An 18,305-nucleotide genomic window follows, 5' to 3' on the forward strand; every position below is an offset into this window, starting at 1 on the left:
GCGCGTGCGGGTGCGCGACGAGGTGATCGGGGAAGGCCGGGCAACAGGGCGTTGACAGTGGATCGTCTGCGGCGGGACGAGAGGTCCACGTGTTGCGTTCCAGTGACGCGCCGGGCCGGCTCGGCTCAGGTAAGCCACACCTAAGTTAGAGCGTTCACGCGGAGTGCGCTGTACTCCACTTGGAGTATTGCCCCGGGGTCGATTTTTAGGATAGGCAAACCTAAGTAAGTTGTTCGCTGTTTCTGGAAGTCGAGGACGAACGTGGATCTGACGAGACGTCAACTGCTGTGGACCGGTGGCGCTGTGGGCGCAACGGCCCTGCTGGCGGCATGCAGCGGCGGCGGTGACGCCAAGTCGACCGGGGCGTCCCGTGCGGCAACCGGGAAGCCCGTCAAGGGCGGCACGCTGCGCGTAGGTGCCCTTGGTCATGCGAGCGCCATCACCCGCGATCCGCACGGCACCCAGGCCAACGAGAGCGACTACCTGATCATCAGCCTCGTATACGACACGCTCGCCGTGCCCGGCAGCAAGCCCAACACCGTGCCCCGGCTCGCCGCGAGCTGGCAGGCGTCCGACGACCTGAAGACCTGGCGGTTCACCCTCGCCAAGGGGGCGACGTTCCACGACGGCTCACCCGTCACCGCGGCCGATGTCGTCTTCTCCCTCAAGCGACTGCGCGCGACTCCCTCCGGCGCCTCCCGGCTGCCCGGCATCCAGGCCGAGAACATCACGGCCGACGGTGACGACACGGTGGTCCTCGTCTCCGACTACGCCAACGCCGAACTGCCCCTGCTCACCCGCCTGACCACGTTCGTCGTCCCCGACAGCACGGCCGACAAGGACATCGCCAAGGCACCCGGCACCGGTCCGTTCAAGCTCGACTGGTTCCGCGGTGGCAACGCCCGCCTGGTCCGCAACGACGCCTGGTACGGCGGGGACGTGTACCTCGACGCCATCGAGGTGAAGATCTTCGAAAGCCCGCAGGCCATGGCCAACGCCCTGCTCGCGGGACAGATCGACCTCGCCTCCAACGCCGGCGCCGTCGCGGCCCGCACGGCCGAGACGCGCAGCGACATCCAGACGATCCGGCGGCCCAACGACATGGCGATGCCCATCGTGATGCGCACCGCCGACGGCCCCTTCGCCGACTCCAAGGTACGAGAGGCCCTGCGCCTGGCCGTCGATCGCAAGGCCATGGTCGAACAGGTGCTGTCCGGCTACGGGAGCGTGGCCAACGACATCCTCGGCACCGGCGATCCCGCCTACGCCAAGAGCATCACGCAGCGCACCCGTAACCTCGCCCGGGCCAAGCAACTGCTCAAGGAAGCAGGATTCGACACCTCCAAGACCTACGAGATCCTCACCACCGAGGACATCTCCGGACTGGCCGAATCCGCCACCCTCTTCGCCACCCAGGTCCGTGAGGCCGGCGTCAAGGTGAAGGTGGTCAAGCAGGAGTCCGCCGTCTTCTGGGACAAGACCTGGCTCAAGGGCGATCTCTACACCACCTACTGGGGCACCAACGACTCGGTGGTCTTCTTCGCCAGCAAGACCATGGTCTCCGACAGCGGCCAGAACGAGGCGGGCTGGAAGAACAGCACCTTCGACGCGGCGTACGAGAAGGCCATCGGCACCTCCGCCGCCACCGAACGCACGGCACGTCTCCAGCAGATGCAGCAGATCGAGTACGACGGCTCCGGCTATCTCCTGTGGGGCATGGCCGACGGTGTGGACCTCGCCGTCGCCAAGGTCCACGGGCTGCCCACCCTGCCGGGCTACGGGCGTGTCCAGCTCGAGAAGGCGTGGCTGGCCAGTTGAGCACGGCAACCGGGGCGCTCCCGGCCGCGGTGCCGCGGGGCGGATGGGCGTGGGCCGTCGTGGCCCGCGTCGGCCTCGCCGTACTCAGACGCGCCCTGCTTCTGACGGCGCTCCTCGCCGCGGTCTTCGTCGGCGTGGAACTGCTGCCCGGGGACGCGGCGAGCGCTACCTCGGAACGCGGGGAGAGCAGCGCGGACCTGGCCCGGCGGCGCCATGAGCTCGGCCTCGACAGACCGGTCCTGGAACGCTTCTGGGACTGGATGTCCGGCCTGCCCACCGGCGACCTGGGGACATCGGCCCACGGTGAGCGGGTCACCGGGCTGCTGACCACGGCGTTCCCCAACACCCTGGTGCTCAGCGGCACCGCCCTGCTCCTGACCGCCCTGCTGTCGGTGACGCTCGCGTCCTGGGCGGCACAGCGGCCCGACGGACGCCTCGACAGGGTCGTCACCGGCGTCTCCACCGCGGTCTTCGCCATCCCGGAGTTCGTGGTCGCCGTCGGCCTCGTTCTGGTGCTGTCCCTGTGGACCGGCTGGCTTCCCGCCGTCACCCTCACCGACAGCCACGGAACCCCGGCCTCATGGACCATGCTGATCCTCCCCGCCCTGGCCCTGACCATCCCGCAGACCGGCTGGAACACCCGTATCGCCCGTGCCGCACTCGCCGACGAGGCCCGCGCCCCCTACGTCGAAGCCGCCGTCCTAGACGGCCTCGCACCGCGCCACGTGCTGCTGCGCCACGTCCTGCCCGGAGCCCTGCCGACCATCGCCACCGGTCTCGCCACGTCATCGGGAGTGCTTCTCGGAGGGGCGGTCGCCGTGGAGACCATCTTCAACTACCCGGGGATCGGCGCCGTCCTGTCCTCCGCGGTCGCCGACCGCGACACCCCGGTGATCGCCGGAGTGACGGCACTGGCCGGCGCGGCGATCACCGTTGTCCTGCTGGTGGCCGATCTCGTCCGCGACCAGCTGACGGCAGGCCGCCGATGAGGGCCCCGAACCGCGCGGTCCTGCTCCGGGTGGCGCCGGCCGTTCTGCTCGTACTGCTGGCGCTCGTCGGCCCCTGGCTGGCCCCGCACGCTGTCGACGAGCCCGTCGCCATGCCCTTCGCGGGCCCCGGCCAAGATGCCCCTCTCGGCGGCGATCAACTCGGGCGCGACGTGCTCAGCAGACTGCTGGCGGGCGGCCGCTCACTCGTCCTGTCCGCACTGCTCATCGCCGCGGTGGTGACGGCATCGGCCGCCGTGGTGGGCGCGATCGGCGCCCTGCGGCCGACCGTCGGCCGCATGGTCGAACGCGTCGCCGACGTGCTGATCCTGCTGCCCGCCGTCCTGGGCGTCATGCTGGTCGCTCTTTCCTGGCCCGGCGGCGGGCGACTGGCCGTAGCGGTTGCCGCTGTCGTCCTGGGATTCCCCTACGCTGTCCGGCTCACCGCCAACGCGGCAGCGCCGGTGGCCGCGTCCGGTTACGTCGAGGCGGCCGCCGCCGGTGGCGAGCGACTCTGGTTCCTGGTGGTCCGCGAAGTGCTGCCCAACCTGCGAGCCACCCTGCTCGCTCTCCTGGGGCTGCGCTTCGTGGAAGCCGTCTACGTCGTCTCCATGGCCGGATTCCTCCAGGTAGGGCCCCAACCACCCGCTGCCGATTGGGCGTTGATGATCCGGGAGAACTCCTCGGGCATCCTGCTCAACCCCTGGGCCGTCATGGCCCCGAGCGCGGCTGTCGGCCTGCTGGCACTGAGCGTCAACCTCGCGGCGGCCGCCCTGACCCCGCAAACAGGCCGAAAGGCGGCAACCCTGCTGTGAGTCACCCACTCCGGAACACGGACGCGGACAGCCAGGACAACGTCGCCGTGGCGCGCGGCTTCGGTGTCGTGGCAGCGGACGGCCGAACGCTGCTCGAAGCGACCTCAGTCAGCCTGCGGCCAGGGCGCGTGGCCGCCGTCACAGGCCCCTCGGGGACGGGGAAGACCACGTTGCTGCGTGCCTTCCTCGGCCACCTGCCGCACGGCACGGTCCGCTCCGGCGGCACGGTCCAGGTCCTCGGGCACGACATGTTCGCGGTGGACGACACCGAGCGCCGTGCGATCCGTAGCGGCGAGATCGCCTACGTCGGCCAGGACCCCGCCTCGTTGCTGAACCCGCGGCTGCGGATTCGCACACTCCTGTCCGAGCTGAGTGCCGACGCGGCCCCCGACGCCGTCGGCGAACTCCTTGAGGCCGTCCGCCTGCCCTCAGGCCGAGACTTCGCGGCCCGCCGGCCGGACCAGCTCTCGGGCGGCCAACTGCGCCGGGTCGCGCTCGCCCGCGCCCTCTCGAAGCGGCCCAGGCTTCTCCTGCTGGACGAACCCACAGCCGGCCTCGACCCGGTGCTCCGCGACGAGATCACCGACCTGCTCCGGACCCTGACCCGCGGTCGTCGGCTCGCCCTGGCCTTCTCCTCCCACGACCCGGACGTCGTGGCGAGGCTGGCGGACGACTCCGTATGCCTGACCGCGGACGGAGGCCGTCCCCCGAGGACGCTGCCGCCTCCGGACCGGCGCCCAGCCCTCTCCGCACAACCACCCCACACGGTCGCGTCCCCTCGCCTCGTTCTCGACGTTCGGGACCTCGGCGTGGCGTTCTCCAGCCGAGGAGCTCGTCAACCAGGGCTGACCGATGTCCAGTTCGCCGTGACCGAGGGCTCCGCCGCAGCGGTCGTCGGCGCCTCGGGCTCCGGCAAGACCACGCTCGCCCGCGCACTCGTCGGCCTGCGGAAGCCCGAGTCCGGCACCATGCGGCTCGACGGCGCGGACCTCGCGGCCACGGTCCGGCGCCGCAGCAGGGAACAGCGACGCCGGATCCAGCTGGTCACCCAGGACCCACTAGGTGCGCTCAACCCCAGCCGTACCGTCGGCTCGTCCGTGGCCAGACCCCTGCGCATCCACAGGAGAGCGTCGTCCATCGAAGCAGCCGGTTCGGTGGAGGATCTGCTGGAACTCGTCGGACTTCCCCGGTCTTTCGCGAGCCGATACCCCCATGAGCTGTCCGGCGGCCAGCGTCAACGGGTGGCGATCGCCCGGGCGTTGGCGGCCGAGCCGGACATCCTCATCTGTGACGAGATCACGTCCGCACTCGACCCGGCCACGGGAGCCGCTGTCATGGACCTCCTCCACCAGCTGCGTCAGGACCGCTCCCTGACACTCGTCGTGATCAGTCATGACCTCACACTGGTCCGGGAGCGCACCGACACGATCACGGTCCTCGCCTCCGGGCGCGTCGTGGAATGCGGCTCCACCGCGGATGTCTTCGCCGCTCCGCAGCACACGGCGACGCGGGAACTGCTGTCCGCCAACCTCGCTGCCACCTGATCGCCGTCTTCGCCTCAGGCACCGGTCAGCGAGGTATGACTCCCTGCGCCTCGCCCACTTCATGACGGAGATGCAGCACGCCCACCCCTGTCGCTCCCACAGACAGCACAACGACAAGGGCCGTGACGACCGCAAGCCGGCGTGACGCCCAGGCGCTGGGCGGCTCCGACGGCGTCAGGAGCCTGGCGACACGGTGTGAGACGGGGCCGGTCGCGCCGCCGAGCGCCAGGTAGGGCCGCGTCGTAGGCCCTGCGTCATGGCTGGCCAAGGCGGCTCGGGCCACGGCGACGGCCACCAGCTTGCGGTCCCCGACCGCCCGGGCCGCCGCCTCGTCGGCCGCGAGTTCCGCGGCCAGACGGATCCCGGCGCGCACACTGCGGAGTGCAGGGTGGCAATGCGCCGAGATCTCGGCGACGGCCAGAAAGCGGTGATGCCGTCCGGAATTGTGCGCCCGTTCATGCGCGAAGAGAGCCTCCCTTTCGGCCCCTCGCAAACTGCGCAGCATTCCCGATGTCACGATGATGCGGTCGACGCGCCCCGGCAGAGCGTACGCGTCGGGCCGCGGTGAGTCGATGACACAGAGGTCGCCCACCACGGGAAGTCGGGCGACCTTTCGCTGCGTCGCCCTCAGCGTTCGGCTGTGTCGCACCGCCGAATACCCGAAGCGCAGGCCGCCCAGGGCGAGAGAGCAGGCCGCCAGCACAGCCATCCCGCCCATGAGATGTGCCGAGGGAGTGCAGAGATGACGGACGAAGTGATGGAGATGGGCAAAGGCCGGCACGAGATACAGACCGGTCAGAACCAGTGCGCAGAGGGAGGCGACGCAGGCCGCGGCAAGCATCGCCGCGCTCACCGTGAGCGTCCACAAAGCAGCCGTGGGCCGCACCCACCCCAAAACTCGATTCGCCACAAGGCCCAGCAAGAACGGCAGCACGAGCGGCACCAGAAACAGTGGAGTCAGCAACAGGCGCCCTGGAGGTGAGCAGGGAGGCGCACAGGCTCCGCGCATTCTCCTGGCCGAGCGGGGCCATCTTCAGCAGCCACCTATGCACTCACCCCAGTTGTCGACTACAGTGTTGTAGACCGTTTACAGCTATGTAGACGGTCTCGATGGTCTTTCCCGAGGAAGGTCGTACCGAATGCAGCCCTCGGGCTGCCATCTCCGCAGACCACGGTACATGTGCTCGGCCGGCCGGTGGCACTCCTTGCCTGAGTTGGGTGCCGCTGAACTGCGCGCCCGTGCTTGAAAATTTCGGTGAGGAATAAATGGTGTTGCGTGTACTGCTGGCCGGCGGACCGACCTCCGTACACTCTCGTATCGGTCAACTCATCGAAAGCGCACCGGACATCCAGATCGTTGCTGCGGTTGAGAGCGGTGTGGAAGGTGTCCGGCTGGCCCATGATCTGCGCCCGGATGTCGTCCTCATTTATGCGCACAGTGAGGGGACGGACGGAATCGAGATTGCCCGGAAGATCGTGGGCAGCGGTGAGTTGCCCGACGCGCAAGCGGTGATGTTGGCGGAATCCGCCGCAGATGATTCGGTGCTCGGGGCGCTCAAGTCCGGAGTCCGCGGATTCCTGGAAAGGGAAGCCAAGCCGGAAGCCCTTGTCGAGGCGATAAGAGCGGTAGCGCGTGGTGAGGCGCACCTGTCACCTGCCGCGACCCGATGCGTCCTTGACAAGATGTTTCCGTTCGCGTTGTCCGGCCCCGGCGACGACATCGACCAGTTGTGGAGCGAACTTACGCCCAGAGAGCGCGAAGTCGTCTCCCTCGCGGCTCTTGGGCTGGACAACAAGGAGATATCCAGCCGTTTGATCGTCTCGCACTTCACCGTCAAAACGCACATCAATCGCGCCATGGCGAAGCTCAATGTCAGGAGCCGCGCCCAGTTGGTAGCCGAGGTGCATCGAAGTGGACTCGTTCGCGCGAGAATTGGCGAGTGACGAAACGGATGAGGCACGCCGCCGCTGACACCGTGGCGATCAACCGGTTGTGAGGCATCTGCCCGCCGGACGGGGCCGCTGGGTCCAAGCTCCTCGCCCTCGATAATGGTGGCGGGGGCTGAACGGTCCAACGGAGCGCGGGGAGGGTCATGCCGGACAAAGAGAGCGAACGTCGGCCTGCAGGGGAGTTGGAGGCCAGCGTGCTGGCGGCACTGTGGGCTGCGGGTCGACCGCAGACGGCAGCGCAGGTGAGAGAAGCCCTGTCGCAGTCACTGGCCCGCACGACGGTCGCCACGCTGCTTGGACGGCTCCTTGACAAGGGCGTCATAGACCGCAGCCCCGCCCATCGCGGTTACGCCTACTTCCCGGTGGAGGACGCGCACGGCTTGACCGCGCGCCGCATGCACCGCGAACTCGACCAGGACGGCGACCGCAATCTGGTGCTCGCTCGATTTGTGGAGGGTCTCACGGGCGACGACGAGACGGAGTTGAGGCGTCTGCTGGAGGAGAGTACCGACTGAGGAAGTCGTACGATCGGATGTGATCGGGTCGTCACTCCTGTATGGGTAGGGCATCGCGGGTCGGTTGACCAACCGGAACCCAGCACAACGCTGTTGGAGAGCGCGGAACCGTCACAGCTTCTCGCCTGCATGACCTTGTGCCGACGGTATGGTCCATCGCTCCACGAGGCCGGTCCTGAACGCATGGGTGTGGGCCGCAGGATTGCACGAGGACGGCTGTCGGCGAGTAGCGAGCTCACCGGCGGGGCAGGCCGGGGCGCCGTGTTCGCGCAGGGGTCGACCTGCCAGCCACGTTCCTGGCAGGTGTCGAGGATGCGGGGCAGGGCGGCGAGGGTGGAGGTGCAGTCGGAGTCGTGCAGCCGGATGGTGCCGCCGCCGCGCAGGTCCGTCAGGACGGTGCGCTCGACGGACCGCGGAGCGGCCTGTTCGCGCCAGTCCTCGCCCCAGCCGGTCCGCCGGATCCCCGTGCTCGGCCAGCCGCCGGGCCGGCCCCTCGGCCGCGCCGTCGTGTCCCGCGCCGACATCGGCCGAGATGATCGCGATCCGCCCGGCACCGCCCGGCGGCAGACGGCGAGGGCGCCGGCTCCGGCACCAGGTCGTCACGGTGGACCAGGGGGGGATCGCCTCCTGAGCGGCGACAGGGCACCTCGGGCATGCCCCGGCCCACCGCCGTGGTGCCTGGAAGCGAAGCTCTGCATGATGTAGAAATTAGGAGATGATCGCCCCACGGGAAGGGCGTGTCGGCGGCGGCTTTGGCGCCGGTATCCCCGCGGGTGCCGGTCAGGCTACTGATCGTCACGTTGCACGAGTCGGAAGCTCGTAGCGCCCTTCGCCTTCCCCGGCCGTCTTGGCTTGTGAGAGTTCGGCACAAAGTGCCTGGGCTTTGGCAGGCGCGCCCGTCTGGCTGAGTCGGTGAGCGCGGCAAGTGAGGGGGAAGCCTTCCGGAGTTGGCGGAACTGGTGCGCTGTGAAGCCCGCGATTTCAGCCGCAGCCTGCCACCCTCTCCCTGAGCTGAGAGCCACCAGCATGACTCGGATCGCCGCGCCGGTTCGGCGCCTGCCCTGCTGAAGGCCATGGGCGGTGGCCAGGGCCGTTGCCGCCCCAACGGCGTCAGCGAAGTCCGAGTCGTTCGCCAGCCAGTTTTTGAGTATGTGCTCCGGGATGCCTGCCCACACCGCGGCAGCAGGCAGCCCGAGTCCCTGCGCCGTTGCCTGCAATACGTCTGCCATCCGCGCGATGCGGTCATCACGCTCAAGTGGTACTCCGCCCAAGGGTGCCTGCAGCGCCTGCTCGACTTCCAGGCGGCTGGTCAGCCAATGCACAACTCGGTCGGCCTGAGCCGCGCTCTCCTCGTCGGCCTGGTCGACGGGCCTTTTCGAGTCGTACATCGTCTCCTCCGTCTGCGCCCGCTCGGCAAAGGGCGGGAGCCTGCACTGCGTAGAAGGGGGTGGTGTGGCGGCGCGCGCGATGTGCCTCAACACATGGAGGCAAGGCAGCGTCGGCTCGCGGGCCTTGTGGCCTCTGTCCCGCGCATGGAGTCGGCAGCGGTGTCACGGTTGTGGCGTGACCGGCGTGCGTCGGCGATGTACGGAGAACCGTCGGGCGCGTGTCGCTCGGGGCCCGTCTGGCTGCTCGGAGGTGATGTGGCAACGGGCCACAAGTTCGAGAGTGACCGTCACGGCTACGGCTTGAACGGCCATCAGGGCTATGAGGACGAAGAGTTGAACGGCCCCGGCAACCAGCGGGTCGGCTCCGCCGAGCAGCATGCCGACAAAGGCGCCGGGCAGGGTTACCAGGCCGACGGTACGAGTCTGGTCGAGACCCGGCAGCAGCGCGTCGGAAGCGGCGGGCCTCGCGATCTCGATCCTGGCATCGCGTTCCGTCATCCCGAGCGCCAGACCGGCCTCGACCTCACCGTGGCGTTGCGCGAGCGCCGAGAGACTCTGGCGGCCGGCCAGGACGGTCGCGGTGAGGGCGCCTCCGATCAGGATTCCGGTGATCGGGATGACGGCTATGCCGTGGGGCGGGACGAGTCCTGTGGCCAGAAGGAGGGCGATGGCCGGTATCACGCTCACGGCGATCGGCATGCCTGCCCACCACCAGGATCCGTTCGCGGTGATCCGTCGGCCTGCGGTCCGTACCGCGACCCCGTACATCAGGATCAGGAACGCCGGCAGGCCGGAGCGGGAGGACACCACCCATCCGATGACCGCGGATACGGCTATGAGTTGCACGGCGGCACGCACTCCCGCAGTCAGGACTTCGCGCGCTCGGCCAAAACCTTGATCGGGGGACAGACGGGCCGTGGCGGTAACCGCCACGGCAGTTGCGAGGAGCACGGCCAGGGCCCAGCCGAGGTTGGCATCGACAGGGAGAAGACTGGTCGAGGCGGAGCTCATGCGTCTCACCGTTCATCGCTGTTGGGCTGCGGGCCTACGGGCTGTGTGGCTAGACGGACGCACCCAGCCCCTGGGGTAGCTGATCGTCCACCGACCTGGTCCCTGCGCCTGCTCTCGGAGCCGTGGCGATCTCGTGCGACGGCTGCTTCAGACGGCCGGGAGCGGAGCTGTGGAGTCGCGAGGTGAAGGCCGCACTGAGTCTACACGCATGTAGACGGGGAGGAAAGTGGAAGGAAGGGTCCCCTTACCGGCGGTTCGCTATTCCTGATTTCCGGACTTGCTCGGGCCGGTGATGCCGGGGCCGAGAACGTAGCCGGAGCCGGGCACGGTGTGGATGAGTGGTTCGCCGGCAGTGTCGACCCTCTGGCGCAAGTAGGCGATGTGCAAACCGACGACATGGGAGGTGTTCCCGAAGTCGTCGGGCCAGACATGTTCGAGGATCTGGGCCGCAGTGTGCACCTGACCGACGTTGCTCATCAGGAAGCGGAGCAGAGCGAACTCGTCGGGAGAGAGCTCAAGGAACCTGCCGTTGTGGGTGACCTCGTGTGCAGTCTCGTCCATCAACAGATCTGCGACTCGTAGGCGACTCCCGGCAGGGGTGGGATCCGAATCCGGTCGTCTCATGCCGGCCCGGCGCAGCAGAGAGGTCAGCCGCGCGACGATCTGTGCGAGACCGACCGGCTTGACCAGGTAGGCATCGCCTTTGGGTATCGCGGTGTTCGTAACATCGCAGGCGGTCAGGAAGAGAACGGAGATCTCGGGCAGGAGCGCTAGGATCTGCCGGGCCACGGCAGGGCCGTCGAGGTCGGGCAACAGCACGTCGAGTACCACGGCGTCGGGGCGAAAGCGTTCGGCCTGGGCCACGGCACTGGCGCCGTCCACGGCGCTGCGGACCTGCCAGCCCTGGTAGCGCAGGGGCGGTCTTGCGATCCATCGCTCCCTCCTGTGGATGTCGCCCGAGATGGGGTGTCAGACCATGTCATACGACCCTCTGAGCCTGCTCTCAGCCTGCTGCTGTGTCCGGACGCCGTCTTCGGCTCGCTCGGCGTTGCGCGCCGATGCAGTCCGTCCCGGGCATCTGGACGCACGTGAGAACGACGTGGGGGCGGAGTCCGACCGGTATGTGGACCGCCTCCGCGTCTCCTTCGCTCAGGCCGCGGCGTGGGCGCCCCGGTCACGCTGGGAGACGGCCAGGTAGCCGACGAATCCGATGATCGCGACCGTCCATGCCAGAGTGACCGGCGCCAGGCCGAAGCCGAGGCCGCCGCGGGCGTGGCCGAGGGCCATCCAGTCGGCGAGGGAGGCACCGAGGGGGCGGGTGATGACGTACGCGGTCCAGAAGGCCGCGACCGCGTTGAGGGCGCCGAAGCGGTGTGCCAGGGCGGGTACGCAGATGGCCGCCGCGAACAGGACGACCGATCCCAGGTAGCCGAGGCCGGCGGTGGCGGTGAGGTCGCCTGCGGCGGTGCCCAGGGCGAAGGTGGCGAGTACAGCTGCCCAGTAGAACGTTTCGCGGCGCCGTGTCCGGATGGTGTGGACGGAAAGGGTCCGCTCGCTGGCGTACCAGAGCATGAAGACCGCGGTCAGGATGATGAGGAAGGCCGGCGTCGACGCCGTGTACGGCACGCCGAGCCCGACGTGCAGGACGTCCGCGGCCATGGTGCCGAACACGCTGACCATGACGACAGCGGTCCAGTAGGCCCAGGCGACGTACCGGCGCAGGGCGAACTGGACGGCCAGGGAGGTCACCAGAGCGAGGCCGCCGAGTGCGACTGCCGGTATCGGGCCGAACGTTCGGGCCAGGAGGTCCGACGCCGTCTCGCCCATGCCGGTGGTCAGGACCTTGATGATCCAGAAGTAGACGGTCACCTCTGGAACCTTGTTCACCAACTGGCGATCGGGGGTGAGGGGCCGGTCGTCGAGGGCGTGCCTAGCGGTCATGATCCGCACGGTCGCATGCCGAACCTGAACGTGACCTGAACGGTGAGACCGAGGTCGCAGCGGCGCGTAGTACCGCGGTACGACCCGGCGGGCGTGGATCAGTCCGCGGTACCACCGAATCGGGGTCTTTCGCCTCCTAGCGTTGTCGGTGAGGCGTCAGGGGTGACCGACGGGCGCCGGTTCTCACAGGAAGAGACGCGCATGATCGACGCTCAGCAGCTGACCAAGCGGTACGGGGAGAAGACGGCGGTCGACGGGCTGGACTTCGCCGTCAAGCCGGGTACGGTGACCGGCTTTCTGGGGCCCAACGGCGCGGGGAAGTCCACGACCATGCGCATGATCGTCGGCCTCGACGCCCCGAGCGGTGGGTCGGTGACGGTCAACGGGCAGCAGTACGCCCGTCACCAGGCGCCGTTGCAGGAGGTGGGGGCGCTGCTGGAGGCGAAGTCGATCCATCCGGGCCGCTCGGCCTACAACCATCTGCTGGCGCTCGCGCTGACCCACGGGATTCCGCGCCGCCGGGTCGACGAGGTGATCGACATGGCGGGCCTGGGCAGCGTGGCGAGGAAGCGGGCCGGTGCCTTCTCCCTGGGCATGGGGCAGCGGCTCGGTATCGCCGCGGCGCTGCTGGGCGACCCGCAGACGGTGATGCTGGACGAGCCGGTCAACGGGCTCGACCCGGAGGGCGTGCTCTGGATCCGCAACCTGCTGAAGGCACTCGCGGAGGAGGGGCGGACCGTGTTCGTGTCCTCGCACCTGATGAGCGAGATGGCCCTGGTCGCGGATCACCTGATCATCGTGGGGCGTGGGCGGCTGCTGGCCGACACCACCGTGGGGGACCTCGTCCGGGAGGCGGGCGGTGACACGGTGCAGGTGGCCACCCAGGAACCTGCCCGGCTGCGGGAGGCGCTGGCCGGTCCGGGTGTCGAGATCACGGGCCGGGCCGGTTCCGAGGAGCTTCAGGTGACCGGGTTGAGTGCCCGCGAGATCGGTCTGAAGGCGGCCGAGCACGGGATCGCGCTGTTCGAGCTGACGGCACGGACGGTGTCGTTGGAGGAGGCGTTCATGAACCTGACCAGGGATGCCGTGGAGTACCACGGCTCCACGACCGTCGAGACCCTGGAGACCGTCGGGAGGTCCGCATGAGCACCACCCTCACCACGACTGCCGAGGCGCCCCCGGCGGCCCCGGCCCGCCCCGCCTACCGGGTGACCGGCCGGCGTGTGCTCGCCTCGGAGTGGGCCAAGCTGTGGTCGCTGCGCTCGACCTGGATCACGCTGGGCCTCGGCCTGGTCTTCCTCGTCGCTTTCGGCCTGATCGCCGCGAACCACTACAGGTCCGGCGTCGGCTCCTCGCACCAGGACCGGGACTTCGCCACCGCGACGGCCGTGAGTCTGTCCCTCTTCGGCACCAACTTCGCCCAGCTCGCCCTCGGCGTGCTCGGCGTGCTGGTCACGGCGGGGGAGTACTCCACCGGGATGATCCGCTCGACGCTCGCGGCCGTACCGCGCCGGCTGCCCGTGCTGTGGTCCAAGGCGGCCGTGTTCGGGCTGGTCGCGCTCGTGGTCGCCACCCTCGGTGTGTTCGTCGCCTTCGGGTTCGGCAGCGGCATCGTCTCCGGCACCCCCGCCGCCATGGGCTTCTCGCACGCGGGCGTCATACGCAGTCTGCTGGGCGCAGGCCTCTACCTCGGCCTGGTGGGTGTCATCGGAACCGCACTCGGTTCCCTGCTGCGCTCGGTGGCGGGCGGCATCTCCGTCCTGGTCGGCGCCCTGATGCTGGTCCCGGGCCTGATCTCCCTGCTGCCCAGCTCCTGGCAGGACAACATCAGCCCCTACCTGCCGAGCAACGCGGGCGAGTCGATGTTCGCCTTGACCCACGACAGCACCACGCTGTCGCCGGGCGCCGGGCTGCTGGTCTTCCTCGGCTGGACGGCGCTCGCGCTGGCGGGGGCGGCGTACCGGCTGGTGCGCAGCGACGTCTGACCAGCCTGCACTATGGGCAGGTGACGACCTTGACCACCAGCATGATCACTGACGATGTCAGCGGGATGGGACCGCTGGTCGCCCGGTTCGCCCGGGTCGGCCAGCGGCTCCGTCAGGCGGATCGGGCCCGGCCATGGGTGCTGGACACCGCGGTGGTGGTGCTCGTCCTTGTCGTGTTCTGTCTGCCGGACCTGCTGCACCACGGCGGCGCGGGGGACGGCGACGGGGACGAGCGGCACAGGTTCCAGTTCGCTTTCACTCAGCTCCCGCTGGCGGCGGTGCTGGCCTTGCAGGCCGGGCTGGTGCTGCCGCTGCTGTGGCGGCGGCGCCGCCCCCTGGCGGCATTCGCCGCCATCGCTGTCGTCTTCGTCCTGCAGTGGTCGCTCGGTGCCGCGCTGCGCGCGGACGTCGCCCTGTTCGTGGCCCTTTACAGCCTGGCCCTGCACGGGCGGCTGCGGCGGCTGCCGTGGGCGTGCGGGGTCATGGCGGCGGGGATGGTGCTGGTGGCGGTGCGGGTCTCGCCGGCCGTGTCGGTCTGGGACGCCCTGTTCTTCCTGCTGAGCACGGTGATCGCGGCCCTGGCCGTCGGCCTGATGGTGCGGACCCGGCGGGCGCAGCTCGCGGGGCTGCGGGAGCGGGCGGCGCGGCTGGAGACGGAACGTGACCAGCGCATCAGGCTGGCGACCGCCACGGAGCGGGCCCGGGTGGCCCGGGAGATGCACGACATCGTGGGCCACAACCTGTCCGTCATCATCACTCTCGCCGACGCCGGCGCGTACGCCACCGACACCGCTCCCGAACGCGGCAAGGAGGCCCTCCAGCTCATCGGCGACACCGGCCGCACGGCCCTCGGCGAGCTGCGCCGGGTTCTGGGTGTCCTGCGCGAGGCGTCGGACGGCGCCCGCCAGGCGCCCGAGCTGAGCCCTCAGCCCGGTCTGGCGGACATCGAGTCGCTGTGCGACAGCGTGCGCACCGCGGGTCTGGAGATCGTCTACCGGACCGTCGGCGAGGTGGACGCCCTGGACCGGGGAATGCAGCTGACGGTCTACCGCATCGTCCAGGAAGCCTTGACCAACACCCTGAAGCACGCCGGTTCCGGCACCCAGGTGACCCTGTCGGTCCTCGTCGAGGACGAGCGGCTCGCCATCCGGGTCCGGGACGACGGTCCGGCCGGGTATCCCGGGCCATGGAACGAGGAGGGACACGGACTGGTGGGCATGCGTGAACGGGCGGCGTTGTACGGAGGGACCGTGAGCGCCGGTCCCGCGGCCGACGGGGGATGGGTCGTGGAGGCCGCCCTCGACCTGACGCCCCGAGGAGGTGCCCGGTGACCACGGTGCTCGTCGTCGACGACCAGCAGTTGCAGCGCTACGGATTCCGGGTGCTGCTCGACTCCATTCCCGAGACGGAGGTGGTCGGCGAGGCCGCGAACGGCGTCGAGGCCGTCCGCAGGACCGCCGAGCTGCGTCCCGATGTCGTGCTCATGGACGTGCGGATGCCCGGCATGGACGGCATCGAGGCGACCCGCCGGATCGCCGAGGCCGGGGGGCGCTCCCGGGTCCTCGTGCTGACCACCTTCGACGTGGACGAGTACGTGCACGCCGCCCTGCGGGCCGGGGCCAGCGGCTTCCTCCTCAAGGACGCGCGCCCCGAGGAGCTCCTGGCCGGGATCCGGGCGGTCGCCGGGGGCGACGCGGTGATCGCGCCGGCGCTCACCCGCCGCATCCTGGACGAGTACGCCCGGCATGTGCCCGCCCGGAGGGGCGACCCGGGCGAGGATCCGCGCCTGGCCTCGCTGACCGAGCGCGAGCGTGAGATCCTCGTCGCCATCGGCAAGGGCTGGACCAACGGCGAGATCGCCGCCCGCTTCGTCGTGGCCGAGTCCACCGTGAAGACGCACGTCGGCCGGGTCCTCGCCAAGATCGGCGCCCGGGACCGCGTCCAGGCAGTGATCTTCGCCTACGACCAGGGCATCGCCCGCCCGGGCATCAGCTGATCGGAAGGCGCGGGTGAGGCTACCTGCGCCGGCGTGCGGAGCAGCGTGATGGCCGTCAGGGCAGGCCTCTGCGCCTGGGCGCCTCGCGCTGTCTGGACGTCTTGTGGTGGTGGGCGGCGCCGGTGACGGCGGAGTACGCGGAGGCCGGGTCGGAGGGGAGTCGGGTGGTGTGCGGGCAACCTGGTCGATCTCGGCGACGCTGCTTTCCGGCGGTCAGGCGCAGCGGGTGGCCCCCGCCCGGGTCCTGGCCCGGGCGCCACGTCTGATCCTCGCCGACGAACCCACCGGGCGACTCGACCACGCCACCGGCGCCCACGTCCTGGACGCCCTGCTGACGGCCGCCGACCGCACCGGCGCGGCCCTCGTCGTCACCACCCACGACCCCACCGTCGCCGCCCGGCTCACCGTCCGCCGCAGCACCCACAACGAGATGCTGCACACCCTTTCGGAACTCCTGCGCCGCGAACGCGACTTCACCGCCAACGCCTCCCACCAGCTGCGCACTCCGCTCACCGGCCTGCAACTCGCCCTGGAGGCGGGCCTCGCCCAGGACGACGACGCCAGGCTGCGGCCCGTACTGGCCGAGGCGCTGGCGACCACCCAACGCCTGCACCACACGGTGGAGGAGGTGCTGCGCCTGTCCCGCTCCGGAGAAACGGCTCGCCCCACCGCCGGGACGATCGCTGTACGCCAGCTGCTGCGGGAGACGGAGGACCGGTGGCACGGCCTCTTCGCCCAGGACGGCAGACGCCTGGAGTGCGCCACCCAGGAGGCACCGGCCGACCTCCGGGTTCCGGGCGCGGCCGTCTCGGAGGTGCTCGGGATCCTGCTGGACAACGCCCGGGTGCACGGGCACGGCAGGGTACGCGTGGCGGTGCGGGACCTGGAGGGCGCCCTCGCCTCCGACGTGAGCGACGAGGGCGCCGTGACCGGCGAGCCGTCACGGCTCTTCGCCCGCGGGCGCACCGGCGACGGTGCGGGAACCGGGATCGGCCTGGCCCTCGCCCGTGAACTGGCCGTCTCGCTCGGAGGCAGGCTCTCCCTGACCAACCGGCACCCGGCCACGTTCACCTTGCTCCTTCCCGTCGACCAGGACGAGACACAGGGGGCGGGGACACCGGGGTGAGACGGGCCGCTGCGCCTCCGCGAGGCGGGGCCGCCCCGGTGGCTGTCACCTGAGCGGCCCCGTGCCGGTGGTGGTCAGCCGGTCGGTCCTGCCGGGGTGGTGGTGGTCTTGAAGCCCTCCGTCTTGTTGGCCTGGAACGCGAAGTCGTTGGTGAACGTCTTGCTGAGGTCCACCGAGCCCTTCACATTGCCGACGAGTTGCTCCGTGGCCAGGGAGGTCTTGGGGCCGCCGGCCGGCATGATGCCGTCAGGGAGGAACTGGCCCTTGTCCTCGGTCAGGGCGGTGATGTAGTCGGCCTTGGTCACCAGCTGGTTCGACACGAACGACGCCGGCAGCTTGTTCGCGATGTCGGCCGCGCTGTGCGTGTTGATCCAGTGCATGGTGGCGACGAGCGCGTCGACGACTTTCTGCACCGTGTCCTTGTGCGCGTTCACCCAGTCGGTGCGGGCGAGCACACTGGCCGCGGGGTAGGCGCCGCCCATGGCCGCCGTGGCGCCCTGCGTGGTGGCCAGGTCGATCGCGGAGCTGCCGACGCCCTTCTTCTGGATCGCGGCGACCGTCGGCTGCGTCGTCATCACGCAGTCGACCTTGCCGTTCTGCAGGGCGGCGATGGCGGTGGAGCCCGCGCCGACCCCGATCCGGTGGAACTGGCTGGTCTTGACACCCTTCTTGGCGGCCAGGAACTGGGTGAGCGTGTCGGTGCCCGAGCCCAGGTCGGTGACACCGAGGGTCTTGCCCTTGAAGTCGGCGCCCGAGGTGACACCCGACTTCTTGGTGCACATCTCCCGCTCGCCCGGCGCGCCGGACAGCTGGACGACGTCCTCGACCGCCTTGCCCTTCGCCTGGAACTCGATCGTGTGGTTGTACCAGGCGCCCGCCATGTCCACCTGCCCCGAGGCCATGGCCTCCTCGGCGCCGACACCGCCGTCCTGCTCGGTGCTGAGCTGGACGGTGACGCCGTACTTCTTGTAGAAGCCGAGGTTCTGGGCGAGTTGGTAGGGCAGGTAGATCTGCTTGTCGATGCCGCCGACCATGAGCTTGACGGTCGGTGTGCCGCCGGAGCCGCTGCTCGCGGTGGTGCTGCCGGAGTTGCCGGAACAGGCGGCGGTCGAGCCGAGCGCGAGGACGGCGAGGAGAGACGCGGCAACGGTGGCGGGTCGTCTGGACATGGCTGGCCACATTCCTTTGGTGAGGTCGAACAGGGAAGAACGGGGGAAGGCAGGGCAGGGC

The 18,305-nt window shown here is 69.7% G+C and carries 17 protein-coding genes; 11 read left to right on the top strand and 6 right to left on the bottom strand.

Annotated elements, in window-relative coordinates; all coding sequences use genetic code 11:
* Nucleotides 1-261: 261 nt before the first annotated feature.
* Genes ACGF5O_RS30065 through ACGF5O_RS30080 form a run of 4 tightly spaced genes read left to right on the top strand, consistent with a single transcriptional unit; the run spans nucleotide 262 to nucleotide 5,163 of the window.
* Nucleotides 262-1,818 carry an ABC transporter substrate-binding protein gene (locus tag ACGF5O_RS30065; RefSeq protein ID WP_393813006.1) on the top strand — a complete coding sequence of 519 codons (1,557 nt, stop codon included), beginning with the start codon at nucleotides 262-264 and terminating at the stop codon, nucleotides 1,816-1,818.
* On the top strand, nucleotides 1,815-2,807 hold the full coding sequence (locus ACGF5O_RS30070) for an ABC transporter permease (RefSeq protein ID WP_393813007.1): 993 nt from the start codon (nucleotides 1,815-1,817) through the stop codon (nucleotides 2,805-2,807). Before ACGF5O_RS30065 ends, ACGF5O_RS30070 begins: the two co-directional genes overlap by 4 nt.
* Complete coding sequence (locus ACGF5O_RS30075; protein ID WP_393813008.1) at nucleotides 2,804-3,619, top strand: ABC transporter permease; 816 nt, start codon at nucleotides 2,804-2,806, stop codon at nucleotides 3,617-3,619. Before ACGF5O_RS30070 ends, ACGF5O_RS30075 begins: the two co-directional genes overlap by 4 nt.
* Nucleotides 3,616-5,163: an ABC transporter ATP-binding protein gene (locus ACGF5O_RS30080; protein WP_393813009.1), complete on the top strand. Its 1,548-nt coding sequence runs from the start codon at nucleotides 3,616-3,618 to the stop codon at nucleotides 5,161-5,163. Before ACGF5O_RS30075 ends, ACGF5O_RS30080 begins: the two co-directional genes overlap by 4 nt.
* A gap of 25 nt (nucleotides 5,164-5,188) precedes the next feature.
* Here ACGF5O_RS30080 and ACGF5O_RS30085 read toward each other — a convergent pair whose 3' ends face one another.
* A complete protein-coding gene (locus ACGF5O_RS30085) occupies nucleotides 5,189-6,106 on the bottom strand; it encodes a M48 family metalloprotease (protein WP_393813010.1) in 918 nt (305 codons plus the stop codon).
* A 329-nt stretch (nucleotides 6,107-6,435) separates the two neighbouring features.
* Between ACGF5O_RS30085 and ACGF5O_RS30090 the strand changes: the two genes are divergently transcribed.
* Both ACGF5O_RS30090 and ACGF5O_RS30095 read left to right on the top strand, forming a co-directional pair.
* Nucleotides 6,436-7,107 (top strand): LuxR C-terminal-related transcriptional regulator, encoded by a 672-nt coding sequence (locus ACGF5O_RS30090; protein WP_393813011.1) that lies wholly within the window; start codon nucleotides 6,436-6,438, stop codon nucleotides 7,105-7,107.
* A gap of 149 nt (nucleotides 7,108-7,256) precedes the next feature.
* Nucleotides 7,257-7,628 carry a BlaI/MecI/CopY family transcriptional regulator gene (locus ACGF5O_RS30095; protein WP_393813012.1) on the top strand — a complete coding sequence of 124 codons (372 nt, stop codon included), beginning with the start codon at nucleotides 7,257-7,259 and terminating at the stop codon, nucleotides 7,626-7,628.
* 785 nt (nucleotides 7,629-8,413) lie between these two features.
* Here ACGF5O_RS30095 and ACGF5O_RS30100 read toward each other — a convergent pair.
* From ACGF5O_RS30100 to ACGF5O_RS30115, 4 genes are all read right to left on the bottom strand, one after another.
* Nucleotides 8,414-9,016 carry a hypothetical protein gene (locus tag ACGF5O_RS30100; RefSeq protein WP_393813013.1) on the bottom strand — a complete coding sequence of 201 codons (603 nt, stop codon included), beginning with the start codon at nucleotides 9,014-9,016 and terminating at the stop codon, nucleotides 8,414-8,416.
* 162 nt (nucleotides 9,017-9,178) lie between these two features.
* Nucleotides 9,179-10,027 carry an ABC transporter permease gene (locus ACGF5O_RS30105; protein ID WP_393813014.1) on the bottom strand — a complete coding sequence of 283 codons (849 nt, stop codon included), beginning with the start codon at nucleotides 10,025-10,027 and terminating at the stop codon, nucleotides 9,179-9,181.
* Nucleotides 10,028-10,285: 258 nt separating this feature from the next.
* Nucleotides 10,286-10,990, bottom strand: coding sequence for a response regulator transcription factor (locus ACGF5O_RS30110; RefSeq protein WP_393813125.1), 705 nt, complete (start codon nucleotides 10,988-10,990; stop codon nucleotides 10,286-10,288).
* Between the two features lie 186 nt (nucleotides 10,991-11,176).
* Entirely contained in the window at nucleotides 11,177-11,968 is a 792-nt protein-coding gene (locus tag ACGF5O_RS30115) for a hypothetical protein (protein ID WP_393813015.1), read from the bottom strand.
* A gap of 201 nt (nucleotides 11,969-12,169) precedes the next feature.
* Here ACGF5O_RS30115 and ACGF5O_RS30120 point away from each other — a divergent pair, with 201 nt between their 5' ends.
* The 5 genes from ACGF5O_RS30120 (at nucleotide 12,170) to ACGF5O_RS30140 (ending at nucleotide 17,075) form a co-directional block, all read left to right on the top strand.
* On the top strand, nucleotides 12,170-13,114 hold the full coding sequence (locus ACGF5O_RS30120) for an ABC transporter ATP-binding protein (RefSeq protein WP_393813016.1): 945 nt from the start codon (nucleotides 12,170-12,172) through the stop codon (nucleotides 13,112-13,114).
* Nucleotides 13,111-13,953 (top strand): ABC transporter permease, encoded by an 843-nt coding sequence (locus ACGF5O_RS30125; RefSeq protein ID WP_393813017.1) that lies wholly within the window; start codon nucleotides 13,111-13,113, stop codon nucleotides 13,951-13,953. Before ACGF5O_RS30120 ends, ACGF5O_RS30125 begins: the two co-directional genes overlap by 4 nt.
* A gap of 41 nt (nucleotides 13,954-13,994) precedes the next feature.
* Nucleotides 13,995-15,284, top strand: coding sequence for a sensor histidine kinase (locus tag ACGF5O_RS30130; RefSeq protein WP_393813126.1), 1,290 nt, complete (start codon nucleotides 13,995-13,997; stop codon nucleotides 15,282-15,284).
* On the top strand, nucleotides 15,281-15,949 hold the full coding sequence (locus ACGF5O_RS30135) for a response regulator (RefSeq protein WP_393813018.1): 669 nt from the start codon (nucleotides 15,281-15,283) through the stop codon (nucleotides 15,947-15,949). The genes ACGF5O_RS30130 and ACGF5O_RS30135 overlap by 4 nt, the downstream gene beginning before the upstream one ends.
* Nucleotides 15,950-16,118: 169 nt before the next feature.
* Entirely contained in the window at nucleotides 16,119-17,075 is a 957-nt protein-coding gene (locus ACGF5O_RS30140; RefSeq protein WP_393813019.1) for a sensor histidine kinase, read from the top strand.
* Nucleotides 17,076-17,149: 74 nt separating this feature from the next.
* Here the strand turns inward: ACGF5O_RS30140 and ACGF5O_RS30145 are convergent, their stop codons facing one another.
* Entirely contained in the window at nucleotides 17,150-18,244 is a 1,095-nt protein-coding gene (locus tag ACGF5O_RS30145) for an ABC transporter substrate-binding protein (protein ID WP_393813020.1), read from the bottom strand.
* Nucleotides 18,245-18,305: the final 61 nt, after the last annotated feature.

Origin of the sequence: Streptomyces sp. NPDC048291 (assembly GCF_043201715.1) — a bacterium.
Lineage (GTDB): Bacteria > Actinomycetota > Actinomycetes > Streptomycetales > Streptomycetaceae > Streptomyces.